The organism is Nocardia sp. NPDC004568 (assembly GCF_040609955.1).
GTDB lineage: Bacteria > Actinomycetota > Actinomycetes > Mycobacteriales > Mycobacteriaceae > Nocardia.
Map to the genome: position 1 here is coordinate 22,078 of NZ_JBEXLL010000056.1, position 24,999 is coordinate 47,076.

Consider the following 24,999-nt stretch of genomic DNA (forward strand, 5'->3'; position numbering starts at 1 on the left):
ATCGTCCCGGCCCCGCTCAGCTCAGGAGCGTGGGCAGGTCCAGTACCGTCCCGATGCCGGACCAGGCCCGGCCCGGCTCCTCCTGCTCGTCGAGGACGAGCGTGGTCAGGTCCTCCAGGGCGCCGGGGTCGAGGACCGCCAGACCGGCACCGTCGGACCACAGATGCGTGATCCACTCACCCGCCGGGGTGGCGTCCGGCCGCGCTGCCGGAAGCAGCACCACCGAGGCGCCCGCGGCGCCGGCGGCCACTGTTTCCAGTACCGCCGACGCACTGTCGCCACGGCCGGCGCGGTAGGTCCTGGCCTCGTAGGTGAGGCCGGTGCGGGTGTGCACCCGGTTCACCGCGGTGGCCAGCTGGTCGTAGCTCACCTGCCGGCCGGTACCGTCCACCACGACCGGATCGCTGCCGCGAAGCGGTCGCGCCCGGTGCGCGTAGGTGACCGGGCGTGGCGATTCGGCGGCGATCTCCGCGGCGAGCACCGGATCGTCGAGGAGCAGCCATTCGAGGTCGGGCGCGGCCGGTGCCCCGCCCACGGCCAGTCCGGCCGCGACCACCAGGTCCGCGGCCGTCGCGACCTCCACGGCGTCGGCGGCCACGAGGGTGGCGCCCGCCTTGAGGACCGCCCAGGTCGCCACCACCGCGTCCACTCCGCGTTCCAGCGCACTCACCAGGCCGGTACCCGGCCCGTATCCGCGCGCGATCAGCACCCGCGCGAGTCGTGAGGACCGCGCGTCGAGCTCCTGATAGCTCACCACCGTCTCGCCGCACACCACCGCGGGACCGTCCGGATCGTCCTCCACCGAAGCGCTCAGGGTCTGCGCCAGCGCGGTGCCCGCGGTCGCGGCGGGTACCGACTGCTCGGCGGGGGAAAGTGCGCGCGGACGCTCGGGGGCTTCCGAACGGCCGATATCGCCCACCGCCACCGAGGGGTCGGCGGCGACCGCGGTGAGGATCCGCCGCAGCCGGTGGCCGAACGACCGCACCGTCTCTTCGTCGAAGAGATCCGTGGGATAGGTCAGTACGGTGTGTAGCTCCGCGGGCGCACCGTCGGCATCGCGGCCGGGATCGATATCCACCCGCAGATCGAATGTGGCGGTGAGCTCCCGGCAATCGAGCGACCACACGGACAGGCCCGGCAGTTTCAGCGCGAGCTGCTCTCCGTCGCCCACCGCCAGCAGTACGGACACCAGTGGACTGCGCGCGGTGACCTGATCCGGCGCCACGACCTCCACGACCTGTTCGAACGGGATCTCGGCATGGTCGAACGCCGACAGGTCGGCATCCCGTGTCTCATCGAGCAGTTCGGCGAACGGCCGGGCGGTGTCGACGCGCGAACGCAAGGCCAGAATATTGGCGAACATTCCGACGAGGTCGCCGAGCGCCCGCTCGCCCCGGCCGGCGACCGGGGTGCCCACCGCGATGTCCTCCGCGCCCGTCAGCTGGTGCAGCAGCACCGTCACCGCGGCGTGCAACACCATGAACAGCGTGGCGCCGCGATCCCGGGCGAGCCGGTCCAGTCCCTCGTGTACTTCGGCGGGTACGGCGAAACCCGTGGTGCCACCGCGCAGCGAGGGCATCGCCGGACGCGGCCGGTCCAGCGGCAGCCCCGGCTCCGCCGGCACGCCGCGCAACCGGTCGCGCCAGTACCCCGATTGCGCTGCCGCGACCGAGTTCTCGTCGGCACCGGCACCGAGTACCGCACCCTGCCAGATCGCATAGTCGGCGTACTGGACCGACAGCGGTGACCAGCGCGGCGATTCCCCGCCGACGCGGGCCAGGTACGCGGTCATCAGATCGCGCGCCAGCGGTGCGAGCGAGGCCGGGTCGGCGGCGATGCGGTGCACGACCAGCGCCAGCACATGCCGGTCGGGGCCGGTGGTGAGCAGCAACCCGCGCACCGGCACCTGGGTGGTGACATCGAAACCGGCCGCGAGCAATTCGCTGATCCGGCCGAGAGCGTCCGCGGTGTCCTCCGATTCCAGGCCGCCGCGCAGCGCCTGCGCCACCGGCAGGATCTCCTGATACGGCACACCGTCCGGACCGCCGGGATAGCGGGTGCGCAGCACCTCGTGCCGTTCCAGCACATCGGACAGGGCGTAGCGCAGCGCGGAGGTATCGAGCGCGCCGTTGAGTCCGATGGCGAGCGGAATATTGTGGGCCGCCGAATCCGGCGCGAGCCGGTCGCCCGGCCACCACCGATACTGTCTGGGCGCCAGCGGGATTCGTTCGGGCCGATCGACCCGCGCCAAGACCGGTCGTTCCACCGGCGGGAGCACCGCGGGGACCACTCGCGCGGCCAGCGCGGCCACTGTCGGCGCCTCGAACAGCTCATGGACCGCGAGTTCGGCCGACAGCGCCTTGTTGATCCGGGCCACCGCACGGGTGGCGGTCAGTGAATTACCCCCGAGCACGAAGAAATCGTCCTCGGCGCCGACATCTTCGACACCGAGCAGATCGGCGAACACCTCCGCCACCACGGTTTCCACCCGGCCCGCCGGGGCGGTGTAGGGCGCCCGGCCGGCCACCGCCGGAACCGGCAGTGCGTCCCGGTCCAGCTTTCCGTGCGCGGTCAGCGGCAGTTCTTCGACGACGACCAGCGCCTCGGGAACCATATATTCGGGCAAGAACTCGGCGACCTGTTCGCGCAGCAGTACCGGGTCGAGCACCACCTCCTGCTCCGCGGCAGGCACCGCGTAACCGAGCAGCCGCTCTCCGGCCACCGCGTCGGTACGCACCAGCGCGACCGCCCGGCCAACCCCCGGGCAGCGCAGCAGGGCCGACTCGACCTCACCGAGTTCGATCCGGAACCCCCGCAGCTGCACCTGCGCGTCCGCGCGACCGGCGTATTCCAGGTCGGCGCGACCACCGAAAGCGGCCCAGCGGCCGATATCACCGCTGCGGTACATCCTCGAGCCCGGTGCGCCGAACGGGTCGGCCACGAAGCGGGTGGCGGTGAGGCCCGGGCTGTTCGGGTAGCCGCGGGTCAGTTGCCGTCCCGATACATAGATCTCGCCCGGCACCCCGACCGGCGCCGGGTGCAAACGCTCGTCGAGGACGAACGCGTCCAGACCGGGCAGCGCACGGCCGATCACGCCGGCGGGATTGTCCACCAGCTTCTCGTCGAGTGCCAGGAAGGAGACGTGCACGGTGGTCTCGGTGAGGCCGTACATGTTCACCAGCCACGGACCGTCCGTTTCGGGTCCGCCGTGCCGCTCGTACCAGCTCCGCAGCCGGCGCAGGTCCAGCGCCTCGCCGCCGAACACCACATAGCGCAGGGCGAGCGCGCGGGCGGTGTGGGCGAGCCGGTCGGCCTCGGCGAGCCGGTAGAAGGCCGAGGGCGTCTGGTTGAGCACGGTGACCCGTTCGCGGACGAGTAGTTCCCGGAACTCTTCGGGTGAGCTCGCGGTGGGCCCGTCGACCACCACCACCGACCCGCCACTGGCCAGCGCGCACCACAGTTCCCACACCGAGAAGTCGAAGCCGATCGAGTGGAACAGGGTCCACACATCGGTGTCGTCGAATTCGAACAGCAGCTGGGTGTTGGCGAACAGTTCCACCACATTGCGGTGCGCCGCCGCCACAGCTCTGGGGACACCGGTGGAGCCGGAGGTGTGGACCACATAGGCCAGGTTGTCCGGGCGCAGCGGCGCCCGGCGGTCGGCATCGGTGACCGGCTCGGTGGACCGGTTCACGGTATCGGCGAGCAGGATCACCGGCGCGTGCACGGCCGGGATCGCGTCACGCTCGGCGGCGGTGGTGAGGACGGCGACCGGATAGAAGTCGGAAAGAACGGATTCCGCCTGTTCTCGCGGACCGGTGGGGTCGATCGGCAGGTAACCGGCACCGGACAGCAGCACGCCGAGCAGCGCGACCGGCAAGTCCTCGGTCCGCGGCACCGCCACGGCCACCAGTGTTTCCGGGCCCGCCCCGGCCGCGATCAGGGCACGTGCCACCTGATACGACCGGCTCAGCAGTTCCGCGAAACTCAGCACGGCCCCACCGCACCGGACCGCCGGCGAGCGCGGCCGCAGCCGGGCCTGGGCCTCGATCAGGTCGACCAGTGTCACCGCCGGTACCCGGACCCCGCCGCTGTTCCATTCCCGCAGCACCAGATCGCGTTCGCCGGGGGCGAGTAGATCGATATCGCCCACGATCCGATACGGGTCGGCGGCTACGGCGTGCAGGATCCGCACCAACCGGTCCGCGTGGTCGCCGAGTGTGGGCGCGTCGAACAGGTCGCTGCTGTAGGTGAAGGTCAGCCGCGCCTCGGCGCCGGTGTCCAGCAGGTCCACGCGCAGGTCGAGCATTTCCGGCAGGCGGGCCGGCGCGTCGGTGGTGGCCAGCAGCACCCGGAACGGCGGCTGCCCGGCGGCCGTGCGCACCGTGTCGATCAGTTGCCCCAGCCGTTCGGTGCCGCGACCCCCGGTCTCGAAGAGCGCACCACCGGCGATGCGCGCGGTGCCGAGCAGCTCGTCGAAGCGCAGCGCCGGATCCAGATCTGTATGCAATACCGACAATCCGGCCCCGGCCTGCCGGGTACTGAACGCGCCGACCGCGATATCCCGATGCCCCGACAGCCGGGCCAGCAGAATCGCCAGCGCCGCCTGGATCACGGTGAACGCGGTCGTCTCCTGATGCGTCGCGATATCGTTGAGCGCATCGAGCAGATCGATGCTCAGCTCCCGCGTCACCTGACCGCACCGCCCGGACGGGGTGGCCGGGCGCGGCCGATCGGCGGGCAGTTCGGCGCGGCCGACGAGCACGCCGGGCGGCCGCCACCAATCCGCGGCCGGGGTGGGCCCCAGCTCCGCGGGCACCGCCAGCAGCTGACCCACGAGTGCGTGCAGCAGGACGGAGAGGGCGCCGGCCGCCGATTCGGCGATGAGCTCGCGCCGGTACCACAGCCGCAGCAGCAGCCGGTCCGCCGATTCCGCCACCAGTGTCACCGGATAGTGGGTGTGGACGTGGGAGGTCAGCTCCAGCACCTCGAGTCCGTCCAGGCCGCCGCCGGCTCCGGGCAGTCGCGCCGCGCCGACCGGGTATGGGTCGTAGGCCAGCAGGGTGTCGAAGAGTCCGGCCGCACCCGGGGCGGTCTCGGCGGCGCTCAGATGGTGATGGTCGCGCAGGGCGTCCTGTTCGGAGCGGATGCGGGTCAGCAGCTCCCGCACCGTCCACCCGGGCTCGAAACGCACCCGCATCGGCAGGGTATTCGCGAACAGCCCGGCCGTCCGGTCCGCCGCGCTCGGCCCGGCGGGACGACCGGACACCACGGCCCCGAACACGATGTCCCGGCGTCCGGTCAGCCCCGCCAGCAGCAGCGCCCACAGCGCCTGCACCACGGTCTCGACCGTCACCCCGGCCGCGGCCGCGTACGCCGCCATGGCGGCTGTCTCGGCATCGCCGAGCGCGAGATCGACCTTCCCGATACCGGTCTCCGGTTGCGTGGGGGGAGCGAGCACCGGCGCGAGCGCGGTGGGCCGGGCACCGCGCAGCGCCTCCGCCCAGCGGGCCCGGCCGGCCGCGGTGTCCTGTCGCGCCAGCCATCCCAGATGCTCCCGGTAGGCAGGAGGCTGCGGCAGCGCCGCCGGGTCACCGTGGCGGGCGTAGAGGGTCAGCAGATCCGCGAGCAGGATCGGCGCCGACCGGCCGTCGAAGAGCAGCTGGTGCGCGGCCAGCACGAGGTGGGTGCGGCCGGATACCGTGCGATACACCGTGGCCCGCAGCAACGGCGCGGTATCCAGGGCGAACCGGGTGAGCCGCTCGTTCTCCAGCAGTTCCGGGATCTCGTAGTCACCGACGCCGTCGGCCACCAGCCACGGCACCGTGACGGCCTCGCTCACCAATTGCACCGGCGACCCGTCGGCGGCCGTCACGAACGCGGTGCGCAGTACCGGATGCCGGTCGACGAGCCCCTGCGCGGCCCGGTGCAACCGGTCCAAATCTATGACGCCCCCTAGCTCGACCGCGAACAACATGACGTAGTCGTCCGGGCCATCCAGGGTGAGGTGGGAACGGAAGAACAGTCCCGCGCCCAGTGGAGCGAGCGGCAGCACATCGACCAGGCCCGGGTACTCCGCGCGCCAGGTATCGAGTTCCGGCTGCCCGACCCGGACCAGCGGCAGATCCGAGGGAGTCGGCCCGCCTGCCGCGGGGTCGGCGGTATGCCGGGCGATGGCATTGACGGCGGCCAGCCATTCGTCGGCCAGCTCCCGGACCGCCGGCTCGTCGACGATATCGACGGCGTAGGCGAACGAGGCCGTGATCCGGCCGTCCCCGCCGGCGACGGCCTCGATATCGATCACCGTCTCCGCCGGCATGTCCCGGTCGAATGCCGTCCGGAACCCGCCGAGTTCACCGATGGGCCGCCAGGCCTGGTCGTCACCGGACGGCACGCCGGCGGCGAATCGGCCCATCCAGGCGAAGCCGATCTGTGCCACAGGCCCGTCGAATTCACCGGCGCCGGACCGGCGCAGCAACCCGAAACCCAGCGGCCGCGGGCGAGTCACCAGCTGTTCCTTCACCGCACGCAGCAGCGCGGCGGTCACCGGGCCCGCGGCCAGCGCCGCCCGGGGATCGATATCGGACAGATCCAGGGCCACCGGATATGCCGTATCGAACCAGCCGACGGTACGGGTGAGATCAGCCGCGGGCAGCACCGATTCCACCCGTCCGTCGCCGTGCAGCCGGACCCGTGTGGTCGCGCAGTCCACCCCACGGCGGGACCGCCAGTTCCGCACCGCCAGGGCCAGCGCGGCCAGCAACGGAGCCTCCGGATTCGTCCGGTACAGCGCCGGCACTTCGGTCAGCACCACCTCGGCGGTGTCCGCTGGCACCTCCACCGCGAACCGGTGCACCGACGCGTGGGTATCGACGGTGGTGTCGACCGCCCGATCGCCGAGCAGCGGGTCCGGGGTGGCCAGCACCTCCCGCCAATGGGCGAGTTCGGTGTCGCGCGGCGCGACGGATTCGGCCGCTACCTGCGCCCAGCGCCGGAACGAGGCGGGGACAGCCGGCAGTTCGGGACGCCGCCGCACGGCCACATGCGACCAGGCCAGGGCCAGATCCGCCAGGAGAATCCGCCAGGACACACTGTCGATCACGTAGCGATGCACGGCGAGCAGCAGGGCGTCGCGGGCGCCCGGGCGGCACAGCCGGGTCGCGGCCACCATCCGGCCACCGAGCGGGTCCAGGCGCGCCACCGTCGTCTGCATCGTCGATCCGGCGATCGCGGCGACCTCGGCCGGGCGGGTCCCCGCCGGCACCTCGACCTCGGCCGATAGCCAGCTCTCCCCGATAGGACCGCTGTCGGGAACCTCCCAGCGGAACTGCCCGTCTTCGGCCACCAGCCGCGCCCGCAACATATCGTGCCGCTCGACCACGGCTCCGAGGACAGCGGCCGTCCAGGCCCGGTCGATTCCCTTCGGTAGCGCCAGTACCGCGGTCTGCGCGAAGCCGGAATGCACGCCCCCCGCCAAGTATTCGGCCAGGATCGGGGTCGGCGGCACGGCACCGATACCGTCGGCCGGGATCGCCGGAGTCTCGGGCCGTCCGAACCCGGGCGCGTACCCACGCCGGGCCCGGTGTCCGGGCTGCTCCGCCGGAACGGGCACGATCGCTTCCTCGCGGAGGTCGCGCCGGTCCTCCGGCGGGGCGCCGGGCGCGGCCCGGCGGGTCGAAGGCACCGGGCTCTCCCCCTGCCTGTCCGCACGCCGGTATCCGGGCCGGGCGTCGCGCACGGCCTCGCCCGCCACGGACGACGCGGCCGCTTCCTCCCCGAACCCACGCGAACGTCGCGGCAAGGCGCTCCGGGCCGGCGCGCCGTCCCCACGCTGCGGAATCTCTCCGTGACCCGGCTCGCTTCCGTTTCGTGGAAGGGCTCCGGGCCCGAATCCCCGAGCCGGCGGCATCTCCCCGGGCCCGGGTGCGGGCACGGCCTCCGGGAACCCGGCCAGACCGAACCCACGACCCGAAACCGGCTGCGCCCCAGAGCCGCCCAACTCGGCCGAAGTTCCCGGCAACCCAACCCGACCGGGCTCACCACCCGAAACGGGCAACACCCCATCACCGCCCACCTCGGCCGAAGTCCCCGGCAACCCACCTCCAGTGGACTCACCACCCGAAACGGGCAGCACCCCTCCACCCCCCAACTCGACCGAAGCCTCCGGCGACCCACCCTCACCGGGCCGCCCACCCGAAACGGGCAGCACCCCACCGCCCACACCATGCCCAGCTCCCGGCGGCCGGCCCCGGCCGAGCTCACGACCCGAAACCGACGGCGCCCCGGCAGCCCCCAACTCGACCGAAGCCCCCGGCGACCCACCCCCACCGGGCCGCCCACCGGAAACGGGCAGCACCCCACCGCCCACACCATGCCCAGCTCCCGGCGGCCGGCCCCGGCCGAGCTCACGACCCGAAACCGACGGCGCCCCGGCAGCCCCGAGCTCGCGCGAGGTTCCCGGCGATCCCTCCCCACCGAACTCGCGACCGGACACGGGCGGCACCCCACCGCCACCGAACTCGAGCGAAGTTCCCGGCATGCCACCGCCACCGAACTCGCGACCCGGAACCGGCGGCACCCCGACTCCATGCCCAGATCCTCGCAGCCCACCTCGACCGGTTTCCCGGCCCGGAACCGACGCGGAATCATTGCTCTCGAACCCGGGGGAAGTCCGCGGCAACCCACCTCCGTCGGACTCGCGGCCCCGAACCGGCAGCGCCTCCCCCACGGGTCCCCGCGAGCGTGTCGGCAGCACAGCACGCTCGATCTCATCCGCCGTCGCCCCCGCGGTCTCTGCCCCACCCAGCCCACGCGACCGCTGCGGCAACACAACATGCTCGGCCTCGCCCGCCGACGCCCCGGGAACCGACCCGATCCCGAGTCCACGCGGATATCCCGGCAGCACAGGCCGATCGACCTCGCCGGCCGACGCCCCCGCGGGCTCTGCCCCACCCAGCCCACGCGACCGCTGCGCCAACACAACATGCTCGGCCTCGCCCGCCGACACCCCCGGAACCGACCCGGCCCCGACCTCCCGCGAATATCCCGGCAGCACACCCTGATCGGGCTGCCGGGCCGGAGCCACCGGGAGCGCTTCGCGCCGGCGCTGCGGCAGGACGCCACGCCCGCCCTCGCGTCCCGAAGGCGGAGCGTCCCCCGGCGACGCCGCCGCACGTCCGCTCTCCCGCAGGCCACCATGACCGGGCTCGGGAAGGGGCCCCGGCCCGGACCCGTTCGCGGCCGGAGTTCCCCGTTCCGCCCCGCCCCTCGGAGTCGGCGCGGCCGCTTCCCCGTCGAATCCATACGAACGTTCCGGCAGCACTCCCGGTCCGAGCCCGCCGTCCGACCGCGGAACCTCTCCCCGTCCGACTACCCGAGAACCGATGCGGCCCAGATATTCGATCTCTTCGCCGCGTGGTGTGACGATCCGCCGCACCAGATCACCGGTGCGGTACATCCGGGCGCCCGGGTGGCCGATTTCGGCGCCGAAGGGCGCGGCGACGAAACGCTGCGCTGTGAGTGCGCGCCGCTCCAGATATCCGTGCGCCAGCGCAGGCCCGGCCAGGTAGAGCTCACCCGCCACCCCGACGGGTACCGGCCGCAACCGGGTGTCGAGAACGAAGAGACCGGATCCGGTCAGGGCGGTGCCGACCGTGATCGGGGCCCCGGGCGCTGTCGTGCCGGGTCCGGTGGCGAGGACGCCGGCCTCGATGCGGCCGTAACCGGTGAAGAAGTTCCGCTCGTGCGCCCACCGGCCGATCGGGTCGAAATCGCCTGCGCCGCCGATGGCGGTGACGACCTGGAGATCGGTGAGCTCGGCCGGGTCCACGGCGGCCAGTGCCGCCGGCGTGGTGAGCACATGGGTGACCTGTTCCCGCGCCAGCAGGCCGGTGAGGTGCCGGCCGTCGGGTGTACCCGCGGGGACCAGCACCAGCGTGGCGCCGGAGGTGAAGGTGAGCAGAAGTTCCAGTACCGAGAGGTCCACGTCCGGGGAGCACATATGGGCCACCCGGGAATCGCTGGTGATGCCGTACCGGTCGGCGGCCGCCGTGACCACCGGGGCCAGTCCGCTGTGCGGGACGATCACGCCGGTGTGTTCCCCGCCCGGCCCGGAGGTGTAGGCGATATAGGCGGGATGGCGCGCGTCGAGCATGCGGACCCGGTCGGCGTAGGAGATCGGATGCCGCGCCCGTCGCGAGATTCGTTCGGCCTGCACCGGGTCGTCCAGTTCCATCCAGTACAGGGACCGGCCGAGTGCGGTCCGGTACCGGGAGGTGGTGAGACCGAGGGCGGCTCCCGAACCGGCGGCGATCCGGTCGATCCGATCGCCGGGGAGGCCCGGGTCGATCGGCACATGGGCGGCCCCGGTTTTCGCGATCGCCCAGATCGCGAGCACCGATTCGGGGCTGCGTGCGAGCCCGATCGCCACCACGTCGCCCGGTCCGATCCCGCGCTCGATCAGTTCCCGGGCCAGTCGTGAGGATCCTTCGTCCAGCTCCTGGTAGGTGATCTCGCGCTGGTGGGCGGGGTCGCCGGTGGGGTTGAAGAGGATCGCCACCTCCGTGGCGGCGGATTCGACGGCGGCGGTCAGCAGCTGGGCGAACAGCGGGCTTCCCGAACGACGCCGTCGACTACCGTGAGAAGGACGGCGGGCAGTGTGCATTCGGGTGCGTTCACCTCTCGCATCGAGCCAGGTCCCGGCCCCTCACATACCCAGCGGGGGTGGAAGGGCATATGGACCGGGGCCGGCGCGGTGTGGCCATCATATTCGGGACTGCCCCGGGTCGCCGCCCGGGGAACGAGCCACGACCGATGGCCCTCACGCCCCGCCGGGAGGTTGCCGCCGTCCGGGTTCCACGGCTAGGCCGAACGAACGAGCCCGGCCGCCCTCGCCCGGACCCGGCCGAGGCCCGGGTTCACAACCAACCGCGCCGAATCGCCTGTACCCCGGCCTGGAAACGGGTGCTGGCACCGAGCCGCTCCAGCAGCCGGGCAGTGCGCCGGACCACGGTGCGCCGCGACATACCGAGCCGGCGGGCGATCGTATCGTCGGTCGCGCCCATCCCCATCATGGTGAGGATCGCCCGGTCGCGTTCGTCGAGTTCGTCGGCTTCGGGCTGCACCGAGATCGGCGCGGACAGCGTCCACAGCACATCGAAACTGCGGATCAACATATCCAGCAGCGGTGACCCGTTGATCCGCAGCGCCATCGGGTCGGGCCGGCGTTCGTCGGTGTGCAGCACCAGGCTGGCGCGTTCGTCGTCGGCGATGATCAGCTTGAACGGCGGATCGGGCAGGGTGCGCGCCTGCGCGCCACGGGCATTGGTGGCCAGGGTGTGCCGCAGCCGGTCCGCGTCCTGATAGATCGTGTCCTGGTAGAGGATCCGATATCGCACGCCCTCGGCCATCCGGGACCGTTTGAGTTCGGCGATCCGGCTGTCGCGTTCGGCGTCGCTGATATGCGGGCTGCGCTCGACCATTTTCACCGAACTCTCGGCGTTGGCGTGCAGCGACTCGAAGTCGGCGAGCAGTTCGGCCCGCTCGAAGACCGGCGAGATCACCCCGTTCCAGCCCTGCGAGCGCCGTACGGAACGGAAGGTCTCGCTGAGCCGGGCCGCGGCCGCGTGCATGGTGCTGATCTCCTGGCGTCGCCGCCGAGCCTCGGCTTCGGACAGCGATTCCGGCGCCTGGGCGTCCCAGCGCGGGGTGCCGTCGGGCTCGGTGAGCCGGATCGCGGCACGCAGTCCGCACAGATCGCCGAGCGCGTTCTCGACCACGGTCTCGGAGAGTCCGGTGTGCCGGGCGATATCGGCGAGTCCCGAACGCGGCCGCTGTACCAGAGCCGCGTACACGCGCCCGTGGATCGAGTCGGGTTCGAAGATATCGGCCAGTTCGGTCATGCCGGGCGTCCGCAGTTCTGCCTGCAACCCCGCGGGGGTGGCAAGGACGGGGCGGTCGAGCGATTCTGTCGATCTCAGTGCGAGGGTCCCCACTCCAGTGGCACCCCCTTGGACACCATCCAGGTCATCGGATCGATCTTGTTACCACCCTGGTCCCAGATCTCCAGATGGAGGTGAGGGCCGGTGGATTGCCCGCGGTTGCCCACGGTGGCGATCACATCACCCGCGTTCACCCGCTGTCCTTCGCTGACGTAGATATCGTTGACGTGCCCGTAGACGCCGGTGGTGCCGTCGTCGTGCAGGACCCGGACCCACATTCCGAAGCCGGAGGCCGGACCGGCCTCGACCACCGTGCCGGAGGCAACCGATTTGATCGGCGCGCCGAGTGTATCGGCGAAGTCGATACCGTAGTGCATGGCTCCCCACCTGCTGCCGTAGGTGGAGCTGACGACGCCGGCGACCGGACGGACCGCGGCGGCGGGGGCGAGCTGCTGGTGCAACTGCTTCAGGGTCTGCTCGGCCTGCGTGAGCGGGGCGGCGACCTCGGGCGGCAGATTCTGCAGGCCGAACGGCGCGGCCACCGGCGCGGGCGCGGCGATCGGGGCGGCCTGGACCGGCATGGACTGCGCATCGGCGACCGGCGCGCCCTGCGCCATCCGCTCGGCGGCCGCGGGCGACGCGTCCGCGGCGGGCGTGACCGGCTCGGCCTTCACGGCCTCCTCGTCACCACCGCCGGGCAGCAGCGGTGTCGCGTAGGCGATGGCGGGAGCGAGCTGGGAAGCGGTACCGATCAAGGCGCCGGCCGCGACAGCGGCTCCGGCTGCGGCGCGGACCTTTTCGGCCGCGGTGGCGGCGGCACGGTGCCGGCGGGGGCGGACCTGCACATCGTCACCGACAAGGCTCATAACGGTGATGGAGCTGGGGCCTAATCGATGGTGTGCCAAAGGTCCGTCCTCGCTATCCGGTCATCAGGGTCGAACGCCGTGCACGGATCCAGCTACTCGAGCCGGGGTGAACGTAACGTTTCGGCATCCGTTGTGACGGTAACTCTACCGGCCCGTGATCATATCGCAACCTTTCCGGAAAAAGACCAGCTCAAACGGGTAATACAGTGCTCGCGCCCAGTTGTGAACACTGTCTTTTTCGTAATATTTGCGAGGTTCTCACAGCAGCCCGCGCAGGCGCGGTCACCCCCCGGCAAATCCCGCGCACCGGCACGCGAAAGCACCTGCCCCTCGCCGCCGCAGCGGCAGCACGCCGGCACAGCAATGCGCGGGCTACCACCAAAGCCGCACCGTTCGAACGACTTTCACGACCAATCCACTGCTATTGACAACCAATTTCGATTAGACTCGGCCCGGCAGATCTGCACGCGGGTTTCCGCACCATCAGCCGCAAGACCAGTTGACCCAGGAGGTCGCCGTGTCCCTAGATGTCCCCACCGCTCTGCTGGAACGTGCCGAACGCGGAGATGTGACCGACGCCGAATTCGTCGAATGCGTCCGCAACTCGCTGCCGTACGCGTGGGAGGTCGTCAGTCGCGTCGCCGGCGAACTCGGTTCCGGCACCGCCGAATTCGCCGACAACGAAGTGGCCCCGCCGGACGAGACGGCGCGCGGCCAGCTGCTGCGCGCGCTGGCCTCGGATGCCATCCGGGGCGGCCTGGAACGGCACTTCGGCGTCAAACTGGCGTTCCAGAACTGCCACCGGGTGGCGGCGTTCCCGTTATCGGCCGTCGGCGGCGAGACCTACAGCCGCTTCATCAGCCCCCGCAACCAGCTACTCAACCAGAGCCCGGAACTACGTAACTGCTGATCCGGCAGGTCCCCGGCGCGAATTTGCGCCGGGGACCGCGCATCCGGCCGGCAACCGGCCCCGAGACTCAATGCACGGTCGTGACGATGAGCTCGCCGTCCGCGTGCTGGGCCCGCAGCCGCTTCTTGTCGAACTTGCCGACGCTGGTCTTGGGTACCTCGGTGATGAAGGTCCAGTACTCCGGCAGCTGCCATTTCGCGAAACGATCCGCGAGGAATTCGCGCAGCTCCGCGGGTTCCACCGACGCGCCCTCGGCCGGCACGATCGCCACCAGGGGGCGCTCGTCCCACTTCTCGTCGGGGATACCGATCACCGCCGCCTCGGCCACCGCGGGATGACCCATCACCGCGTTCTCCAGATCCACCGAGGAGATCCACTCCCCGCCGGACTTGATCACATCCTTGGACCGGTCGACCAGCGTCAGGTAGCCGTCCGGGCTGATCTTGCCCACATCGCCGGTGCGCAACCACCCGTTGTCGAACTTCCCGGGGTCCACCTCCACCCCGTCGGGCGAATAGTAGGAACCGGTGATCCACGGCCCGCGGACCTCCACCTCGCCGAGCGAGTTGCCGTCGTTGGGCACCACATTTCCGTCGTCGCCGACCAGCCGGGCCTGCACCGCGGCCGGGAACCGCCCCTGGGTGACCCGGTAGGCCCAGGCCTCCTCCTCGGTCACGCCCTGCGGCGGCTGCGCCACGCTGCCCAGCGGTGAGGTCTCGGTCATCCCCCAGGCGTGGACCACCCGCACCCCGTGCTTCTGCTCGAACGCCTTCATCATCGACGGCGGCGCGGCCGCACCACCCACCACCACCGAACGCAGATGCGTGATGTCCTGCGGATGCGCCTCCAGCGCGGCCAGCACTCCGCCCCAGATGGTCGGCACCGCCGCCGCGAAGGTGGGTTTCACCGCGGCCATCATCTCCAGCAGCGGCGCGGGTTGCAGGAACCGGTCCGGCATCAGCAGATTCGCCCCGGTGAGCAGCGCTGTGTAGGGCAGGCCCCAGGCGTTGGCGTGGAAGAGCGGCACGATCGCGAGCATGGTGTCGTCGTTGCGCGTCCCCATCGACGAGGGCGTGGTCGCCTGCATGGCGTGCAGCCAGTTGGACCGATGGGAGTAGACGACACCCTTCGGATCGCCGGTGGTGCCGGAGGTGTAGCACATCGACGACGGCGAGCGCTCGTCCAGCACCGGAAAGTCGAACTCCGCCGGGTATTTCGCCAGCAACTCGGTGTAATCGTGCACCGTTACGCCCTCGGGCGCGGCCAGCGAGGCGGCGTCGCCGTTCACCACGATCACGTGCCGGACCGTTTTCAGATGCGGCAGGTACTGGACGAACAGCGGCACCAGACTGGCGTCGACGAGTACCACCTGGTCCTCGGCATGGTTCGCCACGAAGATCAACTGCTCCGCCGAGAGCCGGATGTTCAGCGCGTGCAGCACCGCCCCCATGGCCGGAATCGCGATATAGGCCAGGAAATGCTCGTTGTTGTTCCACATGAACGTGCCGACCCGGTCGCCCTCGCCGATCCCCAGATCGGTGAGCGCGTTGGCCAGCCGGGCCGAGTCGGCCCCGACCTCGCGATAGGTCATGGTGCGCACTCCGTCCCCGGTCCAGGTGGACACCGTGGAATCGCCGACGAAGGTGGACGCGTAGCGCAGCAGCGTGGCCAATGACAGCTGGTCGTCCATCATGGTGCTCAACATCGGAAATACCCCTAACTCATCTGGGCGGCGGACGGTCGCGCGGTGAGCCCGGGTCACGCCCCTGTGAGACACAGGGGTGGACATGACTCACATCACACCGCCGAACACTACCGTGCGGTAGCCGGGCGTGGTGAGGGTAGACACAAACCGGGCGGATTCACCGGGAGCGCTGGTCAGCGTGGCAAAGGGGCGGGCAGATGATCGGCGCCGGACGGCGGGATGGAACGCAATGCCCGCGACGCCCCCTGCGGGCCACCGGCACTGCGCCATCGCCGCCGAGCACTCCACTGTGATAACGGGGATTCCGGCCCGCTGCCAAGTCAGATAACGAAATGACATCCAAACGAGACACGAGCCCGGTTCATGACCCATTGATGGGATGAATATCCGCAGCTCGAAAGGCCGTCGACCACCGGATTCACCCACTCGCGCCGGTAACGGCCGATGATGCGAGCGCGCGCTTACATATGCACGCGCACGCCGTCCGCAGCCTGGATCGCATGGCCGAAAATATTGATTCACTGACCGTCGTTCTCTTCGGTGGCACCCTCGTTCGACCTACTCTGAGAGCATGACATCGCCGTCGATCATCATCATCGGAGCCGGGTTCGGTGGGCTCGGTATGGGACTGGAGCTCCTGCGTTCCGGCGTGAAAGATTTCGTCATCCTCGAACGCGCCCAGGACTTCGGCGGCGTCTGGCGCGAGAACACCTACCCCGGCGCGGCCTGCGATGTGCCGTCCCCGCTGTACTCGTGGTCCTTCGAACCGCGCTCCGATTGGCCCCGCCGCTTCTCCGAGCAGTCCGATATCCACGCCTATATGCGTCGCGTGGTCGGCAAATACGATCTCGAACGCCACATCCGCTTCGGCACCGAGATCAGCGACGCCGAATACGACGAGTCCGCCGCGAAGTGGCAGATCCGCACCACCGACGGCGACCGGCTGACCGCCGACATCCTCATCTCCGCCGTCGGCCAGCTGTCCCGCCCCGCCATGCCGAACATCCCCGGTATCGATACCTTCGCCGGCCCCGCCTTCCACTCCGCCGAATGGAACCACTCCGTCGACCTCACCGGCAAACGCGTGGCCTGCATCGGCACCGGCGCCAGCGCCATCCAGTACATCCCGCGCATCCAGCCGATCACCGAACACCTCACCCTCTTCCAGCGTTCCGCCGCCTGGGTCCTGCCCAAGGCCGACGCCGCCTACGCCCCCCGCCACCACGCCGTCTTCAAGTACCTGCCGCCGGTCCGCTGGGCCGAACGCTTCGGCTGGTGGATGTTCTTCGAGGTCATGGCCCTGGCCCTCACCGACCTCCAGGGCGTCCAGGCCCCCGTGGTGAAGGTCGCCGACGCCCACCGCACCCGCCAGGTCCCCGACCCGATCCTGCGCGAGAAACTCACCCCCGATTACGCCCCCGGCTGCAAACGCGCCCTCTTCTCCAACGACTACTTCCCCGCCCTGAGCCGGCCGAACGTCACCGTCGAGACCAACCCCATCACCGAGATCACCTCCACGGGCGTGCGCACCGCCGACGGTATCCATCACGAAGTCGACGTCATCATCTACGGCACCGGCTTCAAGGGCACCGAATTCCTCGCCCCCATGAACATCTACGGCACCGGCGGCCGCAAACTCGCCGACACCTGGGCCGCCGAAGGCGCCCGCGCCTACCTCGGCGTCTCGGTACCGAACTTTCCCAACCTGTTCATGATGTACGGCCCGAACACCAACGTCGGCTCCGGCTCCATCATCTACATGCTGGAAGCGCAGGCCCGCTACATCCGCCAAGCCGTCGAACACCTGCGCACCCACCCCGGCCGCGGCCTGTCCGCCCGCCCGGAAACCGAACAGCGCTGGGACGACTGGCTCCAGAAACGCCTGAAGGACACCCCCTGGAACTTCTGCTCCAGCTGGTACCGCAACACCTCCGGCCGCATCACCAACAACTGGCCGGGCGCCACGGTCCTCTACCGCTGGAAGACCCGCCGCTTCGACCCCGCCGACTACGAGACCAGCCACGCGGCCTGACCGCACCGGGCCGCTCCCCACGATGCGGCCCCGGAGCGGGTGACCCGGTAGACTCTGCCCACCGGCCACGGCCCGGGCCCTCGTAGCTCAGGGGATAGAGCACCGCTCTCCTAAAGCGGGTGTCGCAGGTTCGAATCCTGCCGAGGGCACAAACCTGCGCCGACTATTATCGCAGTTCAAAACGTTTTCCGGGCCACCGTGCTCCCGCGCGAGGCCGCCGCTGGACGCAAAACCCAGGTGAGATGTCGCAGGTTCGATTCCTGGGGTCACGAACCTGCGACATGCACTTCGCGCCCGGCCGATTGATCAACAAGATGCCCGGAAGCCGAGCAGCGGTCTCGCCACCCGGCGAGCTGGCTGGCACCCGTCAGCTCAGCGTGGCCAGCGAGGACACCAGCACCATCCCATCCATTATGGCCGCTGACACGCGAGGTGAAGAACTGACTTATTCCCCGACTTGCTGGTATTTCTCTCGCATCTTTGCGTCGTGTAGCGCAATTCTGTTATAGCCGTCGACGGCGGAGAGTTCCCCGTCGCGCACTGTATCCCGCATCGATCTCCTGCTCGGCGGGGCGATCGGCGCCTTGAGTCCCCGCGACAGAGCGCTACTCGAAGATATGCGCGCCCGGTTCGACGGTTTACCGACGGGAGATCCACCTGTCCTGAGGCCTCGGCCTTCACCCCGGGAGTTGGTCATGCTCGCCGGCGACAACCAGAAACTCGGTGAAGCACTGATGAGAGGATCAACGTGGTACGGGATGAAGAAACTATGACGCCCGCTCCGGAAGAACGTGGATTTCATCCGGGCTCGCACTTGCACACTGTCGCTGGATGCAGGCCCAGCTCGCGACCGATCGCGGACTTGCTCAGTCCCCGCTGCAGCAGCTGGTGAACCGCGGCATGCTGATGCCGGAATCGTTTGACCACCTTCAATTCACGATGGTCGAGGGCCGCAGGCGTCCGACTGGAGGCCTCGGCGGCAGCTGCCGCTGGCAAGGCCTCAGCAAGGGCTCGGCGGATCGCTGAGAGGTCTTTCTCCACGGCTTGGCCGAGGTTCTGCCACAAGATGGAAGCGGTCGGCGACCTGCAGCGCGTCCGGGGCGCCCTGCCGTGCGCCTTCGGCATAGCAGCCGGCCCGGTCCCGGCAGACGATCTGCGGCAGGGGTCTGGCACGCAGCCATGCGGCCAGAGCATCACCATCGCGGCCATCGATCAGTAACGACTCTGGCCCACTTTCGGTGGTGGCTGCTGGGGTTTTCAGGCCAGGGGGATGCGGTGGCGGAGCAGCCGGAATCCGGCGCGGCCATACATTTGTCGTTTGATCAGTTCGGTTCTCGTGTTCACCCCCTCGACCGGGCCGTTGCTGTAGGGCATGCAGGGTCCGGCCAGGACCGCGTGGTAGTCGCGGTCGATGCCGCGCAGGAACAGGTCGAGTCCGGGGTAGCACCGCAGCGCAGGCGCCGCTCATCCAGTCGTCGAGGTCGCGGCCGCGGTGGCCGGTGACGATGCGGGCGAACCTGCTCACGGGGTAGAGGCTCATCCGCCAGAAATCCGGCGGTAACGAGTTATGGCAGGTAGTGGCACACTGCGCGGTAACTGTCCGGTTGCCCTGGCGCATTAGGCGTTGCTGGCGGATGAGCTTCTACCCCCGGAAGCCCGGCGCAGAGATCAGTTCCCGGGCAGTGGTGTGGTCGAGCAGGTCCGCGGCGTCGAGGGCGCGCACGTTGGCGGCCCAGGTCCACGGCTGGTCCAGGTCGGCGTTGTCGCCGGCATGTATCGCCGGCGCGAGGGCCTTCCGGGCATCTGTGCCGGTCATCGCTCGGCCTGGACGACAATCTTGGCCCAGCGTTCGTGCGCGGACTGCCGCGAGATCCCGACCGCGCGGCCGATACCTGCCCAGGAGGCGCCGGCATCGCGAGCGGCGCGCACGGCCTGGCTGAGTGTGCGCTGGGCGTCGGAGACCGCGTCGGCGGCCAGTCCGACTTCGTGCAGTTCCTCGGCCGGCCCGACATGGATTTCCCAGTCCCCCATGATCAGGTCCTCGGATTCGGGGTCGAGGAAGGCCGCGCCGCCCGGCCAGTAGAGCTTGCGGGCGGCGAGGTCCTGGTCGGCCGGGGTGGCGACGCGGGTCCAGGCCGGGCCGGTCCAGCATCGGCGGTACCCGTGGTCCGGTGGGTAGATGGTGCAGATCGCGCGCCAGCCGACGATCTCGTCGGGGCTGTGCTCGGGCCACCGGTCGGCTGGGATCCGGCGGCCGTCGGCGGCGGTGGTCTCCAGCGGGCCGCCGGCGCCCCAGCTGCTCCCGGAGGCGCCGTCGGCGAAGAGGTGGAGGACCGCGCCTTCGTGCCCGCTGTCAGTCTGTATGCCCATGGGGTTCCCCTCGATTCATGCTGTCAGGATTTCCGTTACCGGCGGTCAGCACCCTGATACTTCTCCCTCCGCCAGGCTCGAAGCGGGCGATCCCGGCGACGGTGAGCCGGTCGAGGACCCGCCGGGTCGACCCCCGCGATGGCCGCGAGATCCGCGGCCGGCCACGGCCCGGTCCGTGCCGCCAGCGACCCCAAGAGCTGCCGGGCGACCACCAGGTCGTGCACCTGCTCGGCGATCGGGTACAGCTCGACGAGCAGGGCATCGAGCCACTGCGCCAGAGGACCGTCGGGTTCGCCGGCGCGCTCCTGCTCGGCCCGGGCCACCAGGCCCAGGAGTATGACCGCCGCGTCGGCGAGGGGTTCGCCGCGGCGCGCGTCCTCGTCGGCACCCATGCCTTCGAGTGTGCGCGCGTTTCCGGCGCGGTGGTACCCGGGGTTTACCCGGAAACATTGCCGCCCGCCGCGCGGCCCCGGAACGGAGAAAAGTACCCATGCCGGGCCGCCCGCCAACCGCCGTGACCAATTCGTGACCTATTCGGGACATTGGGGTGGACGGTCCGGTCGCGGGCGCGTAGCGTCCGGACCTGCGACAGCCCGGCGGCATAGGGAGGCTCTGCCCGGGCTGTTGTCCAGATCTCCCGGAGGTGTGGGGGGTCCGGGAACATCCGCGAGAGAAGTCACGCAAGCAGTTACCGCAGACCGGTTTCTCGTTCTGCCTGGATTTCAGGTGTCCAGCATCTTGGCAGGACCATTCATAGGGCTTACGCATAACCGCTGTGTGATGGGGTCTAGGCTGCGGTGTGCTCGACAGATCTGTCCCACCGCCTGCCGACACCGGAAGGCACCCAAGTGGTTCGTGGAAGACTTTGCGCTTCGATACTCGCGTTGACCGCCGCTGTACTGGTCAATGCGCCCGGACCGGCCAGCGCAACGACCAGAATATGGATTGGGAGAGCGTTCCCAACCCCACCCGGTTGAGGCCCCCGGCCCGACCCGGCCCGACCCCGGCCCGGTCGGTCTCCATGGCCACGGCCATCTTCTCGGCCTGGCTGTGTCATCGCCCGGATCGCATTGCTCGACGCCCGCATGCAGGCCCAGTACACCCTGACACGCCACCCCCAACGACAATCTGCAAACGAATTCCCGGCCCGGGACACTAGTAGCCGCCTGGACCGCCTTAACGCCGCACACATCCCCGACCACGGGTAAGTCATTTCTGTTGGCTTTTCGGCGATTACTACCGGAACCTCTGGTCGTAAATCAGCTGCTCTGGGATCGCTTCGACCCACCGAATCGGACTTTAGGTAGGTAGTTGGAAGGGAAAAGGACTGTTCTTACCGATTCGGGCCCATGTCTAGACGATAAGACTTGAACGTGTCGACGGTGGGAGCCGCCGGCGCCGTACCGAAGAACTACTCGATCGCGCGGCCGAACGCGCCGAGGACGGGCACGGAACCTTCGGCGCACAACGAAGTGCAGCCAAGCTCGAGCAGCGTCGCTCGGAGGTTGTGGCCGTTCCCGAGACTGGCAGTCGTTCGGTGCGAGTGGTCACGGAGCACAAATTTCCGGGTGGCAGCGCGATGACCGCCCGGAAGCGCAGAACCCGCGTCCACACATTCAGATAACCGAAAGTTCGACGGCCGAGCTCGGCTTCTGCCGAGCCCGGCGAACAGGCGCACTACGTTGCCCTGCGATGACCTGTCCATCCGGCTGCCAGGAATATGGCCTTGCGTGGCCGAACGATCGAGAACTGGCTCATTTGATGACTACACTCTTGCCTCTTGCCTATGGCTATCTACGCGATGACCTACTTCACGACCGCGATACCGATACGAGCGAAAGCAGGCTCCGAGCCGCTGCCAGCTCCCTCGGATACGAGCTGGGCACGGTCTTCCACGAGCCGACACCACAGAGCGGATTGCTTCCCCCGGCGTTCGTCGATCTCGTCCAGGAATGTTATCGAGCCGACGCTTGCGCGGTGATAACACTGCCTGGACACTTGTCTGACATGGTGGTGCCCCGAACGGTCCTGCAGGCCGTTCTCGACGCGCGGGCCCATGCCGCGGTGCACGAAGTCGCAGCGTGACCGTTCCGGGACGGCCCCGTGGGGTCCAGATTCCCGAGATCTGGCGCTTGCGTGATGTGCAGCGCCTCGACTTGTGGATTCCCGGGTAGTAGTCCAATTCTGCGAAAAACCAGCGGTAGCGGGTTACCGCGCATAGCTGCGGCCTGTGTGCGGTAATTACGCCAACGGCTGATCTATGCACGCCAGCACGGCGCCGAAACCGGCTACCAGCTGATGCCACCGGTTCCCACTCCGGTCGCTCCGCCCACCAGTGGCCCAGAGATATTGTCAAATCCCGTGTATCGGCGAGTTTCAGGCGACCGCCGTTCCGGTGGTTTCGGCTGCGTCGGTCGACGACGGCGGGGTCGGTACGGGGGCCGGGGCTCGGCTGGGCGGTCGTAGCCGAACAAAGCAGAGGGCCAGGCCGGTGGCCGCAGACCCTGTTCAGGCCTGTAGCGCCTCCTCGACGCTGTGGTAGAGCGCAAGGAACTCCTCCAGCCCGGTGATCTCGAGCGGGCGGATCACGGGCCGGTTGTGGTCGACGGCGATCCGCAGCGGCTGCTGGCGATTCTCAGCAGCCCTGGCGGCTTTGAGCAAGGCGCTGAGGCCGTGGCCGCCCAGGAATTGCACCGCGGTCAGATCCAGGACGCAGAACCCGCCGCGGGTGCAGTCCAACCCCGTACGCACCGCCTCCACCAACTGGTGGGCGGTCGCGTGATCGACCTTCCCGGTCACCGCCATGACCGCGACCTCGCCGGCCATCCGATGCTCGATCTCCACTCGGGAAACCGACGACGCATCATTGCCTTCAGTCACCTTTCAAATCTTATCCCTCAACGACCAGGCCGGACAGCCTCCCTCGAAACCGGTCCCCACCAGCACTCGACATCAATGGTGCTGGCGTGCACGCACTGCGGGACATTTTCGTCAGGTGACATTTCGGCTCGGAATTACGGGGTCGGCTCGGTGTCCCCGTTGCCCGGCTCGGGCTCGGGCTCGGCCGATCGGGAACGGGACCCGGACCGGGGTACCAGGGCGGTGCGTTTCGAGGACATCCAGGTACGCGGTGAGGCCGCGCAGATCGGTGAGGTGAGCGTGGCCGTGTGGGGCACCGGCCAGCAGGACTTCGACCGCACATCCCGCGGCGATGCGGTGCGATTCGAGCGATCCGACACCACCACGACCGGGGCGGCAGGCCAGAGACCGCGGCCGGGGTGCTCGAACCCGGCCTGAGAGGGTTCGTAGCTTAAGGTGAGTACTTCCGGACCGGAACATTCTCCGATGAAGCGCCGGCCGCGGACGCGTAGCAGGATGTCCAGCCCGACGAATACGCGCCTGTCGTCTCCGCGCACCGGGTGCCCGCATTCGGTATCCAGGGCCTGCATCACGCTCGCCGGTGGGTAGCGGCGACGCCAGATGTCGGCTCGCACTGCCGTGACAAGACCACCCTCTCGCCTCGAGGTGTGCGCACCGGCCGCACGGATGGACGTGCAGACGCTCTGGATGGCGGTCCTCCTCTTCACCCTGGTCATGGACGCTCATGCTCGCAGCCCCACCCGGGACCGTCCGGTGACACGCTGGATGCGATGTCTGCCGGGGCAGACATGTCAAGGATCGGGTTACCGCTGGATTCTGTGGGTAGTCGCAGTGTCGGCGTGTCCTGCGCCGACTCGATGCCGTTCACCCGTAGAAAGGACAAGTTCTGTATGAGCACCCTCGCCACCATGACTCTGCGGGCACAGTTGCGTGCCGTCCTCGCTCTGACCAATACCGAGATCCAGACCGCCGAAACCCGGATGGCGCAGGCCCGCACCGATGCGGTGCGCCGGGAGCTGTCCGAGAACGCCGACAACGCCCGCGCCCGCGCCGAGACCATCGAGGCCGCCCTGCGCGACCTCGGCGGTGTGCCGCAGCTGACCGGCCCTCTCCTCGGTCGGGCCGCCGCCGTGGTCAAGGCGCTGGTCGAACAGGCCCAGCCGTTCGACGAGGCCCTGCTCGGCGACCTCGCCCTCGAACACCAGCTCCTCGACCGCGCCCGATACCTCAAGGTGTTGGCCACCGCCGCCCAACAACCGGGTGTGGTGGCCTTGGCGGAGCGGTTGATCGCCGCACACACCGCGACCGTGGACTGGTTGAGCACCGTCTTGGCCGAGGACGCCCTCGGCGGGCCGGCCGCACTGCGCCGCACACCCTTGCAGGCGGCCGCCGGCACCGCAGTGAAACTGGTCAACCTCCCGATCACCTGGTCCACCCGCGGCCTGGACCGGGTACTCGACACCGTCCGGGCCACCCCGCCCGCGGTCGGGGACCTCCTCACCCAAGGCAGCCAGGCCAGTGATGTCGCCGTCAAAACCCTCACCGCCTCCCGCGACGCCGCGCTCGAGACCGCCGAGCAGGTCACCCGCCGCGAAGGCGCCGCCACGGCCGCCGGTGTCCTGCATTCGATCCGCACCGCCACCGGCGTCGTCGACGAGCTACCCATCGACGACTACGAGGAGCTGAACGTCAACGAGGCCGTCGCCGCGGTCAAGGAGCTGACCGAACCCACCGACATCCGAACGATCATCACCTACGAGGAAACACACAAAAACCGCAGCGGTGTCGTCTCGGCCGCCCAAACCCGACTCGCCACCATCGCCAAACAAGTCGGCGGTATCAGCTGAGCAGTTCGGCCAAGGACCTCCTCGGTGCACGGGACCGTCGAACAAGCACGACCGTGCAGCTGGCGCCGTAACCCTTATGATTCAGCGCGGGACAGCGACGAGGCACGCTGGGTTTCAAGTGAGGTTCGATGCGGTGGCGGCGCCTCCCGCACCCCACTGACCAGCAGCTACGCTGTCCGCCCGAAATTCGGCTGATACTACGGCGATCCCGTCTTGACGGGTCCCCGTGATGTGGTCCACCGGGAGTGAGAGTCGGTTATCGGTGGATACAGGTGGCAGCGTATCCGGCTTTGACCAGGCGGAATGAACGCCAGCCCGACCCGTTCACCGGCCCAATCGGCCATCGCGGCGCACGCCAGCTCAGGTCCGTTGTCGCAGCGCAGTGCCCTCGGGTAGCCGCGGGTCGCGGCGAGGCGGTCGAGTTCGTCGATGAGCCGGTCGGCGGTGATC

The 24,999-nt window shown here is 69.4% G+C and carries 12 protein-coding genes, 1 tRNA gene and 2 pseudogenes; 5 read left to right on the forward strand and 10 right to left on the reverse strand.

What is annotated here, in order from left to right:
• Positions 1-16: 16 nt before the first annotated feature.
• From ABZV91_RS22935 to ABZV91_RS22945, 3 genes are all read right to left on the reverse strand, one after another.
• Positions 17-10,663 carry an amino acid adenylation domain-containing protein gene (locus ABZV91_RS22935; RefSeq protein ID WP_355245176.1) on the reverse strand — a complete coding sequence of 3,549 codons (10,647 nt, stop codon included), beginning with the start codon at positions 10,661-10,663 and terminating at the stop codon, positions 17-19.
• Positions 10,664-10,916: 253 nt separating this feature from the next.
• Complete coding sequence (locus ABZV91_RS22940; RefSeq protein ID WP_355245179.1) at positions 10,917-11,900, reverse strand: LuxR C-terminal-related transcriptional regulator; 984 nt, start codon at positions 11,898-11,900, stop codon at positions 10,917-10,919.
• Positions 11,901-11,974: 74 nt separating this feature from the next.
• Positions 11,975-12,805, reverse strand: coding sequence for a M23 family metallopeptidase (locus tag ABZV91_RS22945; RefSeq protein ID WP_355245181.1), 831 nt, complete (start codon positions 12,803-12,805; stop codon positions 11,975-11,977).
• 517 nt (positions 12,806-13,322) lie between these two features.
• On the opposite strand from ABZV91_RS22945, the gene ABZV91_RS22950 reads away from it, so the two are divergent.
• The gene (locus ABZV91_RS22950) at positions 13,323-13,715 is read left to right on the forward strand and encodes an SCO5389 family protein (RefSeq protein WP_039828431.1); all 393 of its coding nucleotides are present in this window, start codon (positions 13,323-13,325) and stop codon (positions 13,713-13,715) included.
• A 67-nt stretch (positions 13,716-13,782) separates the two neighbouring features.
• On the opposite strand, the gene ABZV91_RS22955 is transcribed toward ABZV91_RS22950, so the two are convergent.
• Entirely contained in the window at positions 13,783-15,420 is a 1,638-nt protein-coding gene (locus tag ABZV91_RS22955; protein ID WP_355245184.1) for a long-chain fatty acid--CoA ligase, read from the reverse strand.
• A gap of 571 nt (positions 15,421-15,991) precedes the next feature.
• Here ABZV91_RS22955 and ABZV91_RS22960 point away from each other — a divergent pair.
• The 3 genes from ABZV91_RS22960 to ABZV91_RS22970 all read left to right on the forward strand — a co-directional run bounded on the left by ABZV91_RS22960 (position 15,992) and on the right by ABZV91_RS22970 (position 18,478).
• On the forward strand, positions 15,992-17,452 hold the full coding sequence (locus ABZV91_RS22960; protein ID WP_355245187.1) for an NAD(P)/FAD-dependent oxidoreductase: 1,461 nt from the start codon (positions 15,992-15,994) through the stop codon (positions 17,450-17,452).
• 76 nt (positions 17,453-17,528) lie between these two features.
• A tRNA-Arg gene (locus tag ABZV91_RS22965) sits at positions 17,529-17,601 on the forward strand.
• Positions 17,602-18,283: 682 nt separating this feature from the next.
• Entirely contained in the window at positions 18,284-18,478 is a 195-nt protein-coding gene (locus ABZV91_RS22970; protein WP_355245190.1) for a hypothetical protein, read from the forward strand.
• A gap of 231 nt (positions 18,479-18,709) precedes the next feature.
• On the opposite strand, the pseudogene ABZV91_RS22975 reads toward ABZV91_RS22970, so the two are convergent.
• The 5 genes and pseudogenes from ABZV91_RS22975 to ABZV91_RS22995 all read right to left on the reverse strand — a co-directional run.
• Positions 18,710-18,823 (reverse strand): annotated as a pseudogene (locus ABZV91_RS22975) (transposase); the annotation flags it as partial.
• A gap of 271 nt (positions 18,824-19,094) precedes the next feature.
• On the reverse strand, positions 19,095-19,268 hold the full coding sequence (locus ABZV91_RS22980) for a hypothetical protein (protein WP_355245192.1): 174 nt from the start codon (positions 19,266-19,268) through the stop codon (positions 19,095-19,097).
• Positions 19,265-19,822 carry a hypothetical protein gene (locus ABZV91_RS22985; protein WP_355245194.1) on the reverse strand — a complete coding sequence of 186 codons (558 nt, stop codon included), beginning with the start codon at positions 19,820-19,822 and terminating at the stop codon, positions 19,265-19,267. Before ABZV91_RS22985 ends, ABZV91_RS22980 begins: the two co-directional genes overlap by 4 nt.
• Before the next feature lie 35 nt (positions 19,823-19,857).
• Positions 19,858-20,214: a hypothetical protein gene (locus ABZV91_RS22990; RefSeq protein WP_355245197.1), complete on the reverse strand. Its 357-nt coding sequence runs from the start codon at positions 20,212-20,214 to the stop codon at positions 19,858-19,860.
• 2,116 nt (positions 20,215-22,330) lie between these two features.
• Positions 22,331-22,702: an STAS domain-containing protein gene (locus ABZV91_RS22995; RefSeq protein WP_355245200.1), complete on the reverse strand. Its 372-nt coding sequence runs from the start codon at positions 22,700-22,702 to the stop codon at positions 22,331-22,333.
• 890 nt (positions 22,703-23,592) lie between these two features.
• Here ABZV91_RS22995 and ABZV91_RS23000 point away from each other — a divergent pair.
• On the forward strand, positions 23,593-24,549 hold the full coding sequence (locus ABZV91_RS23000; protein WP_355245203.1) for a ferritin-like domain-containing protein: 957 nt from the start codon (positions 23,593-23,595) through the stop codon (positions 24,547-24,549).
• Positions 24,550-24,842: 293 nt separating this feature from the next.
• On the opposite strand, the pseudogene ABZV91_RS23005 reads toward ABZV91_RS23000, so the two are convergent.
• Positions 24,843-24,999, reverse strand: a pseudogene (locus ABZV91_RS23005) (IS3 family transposase); the annotation flags it as partial.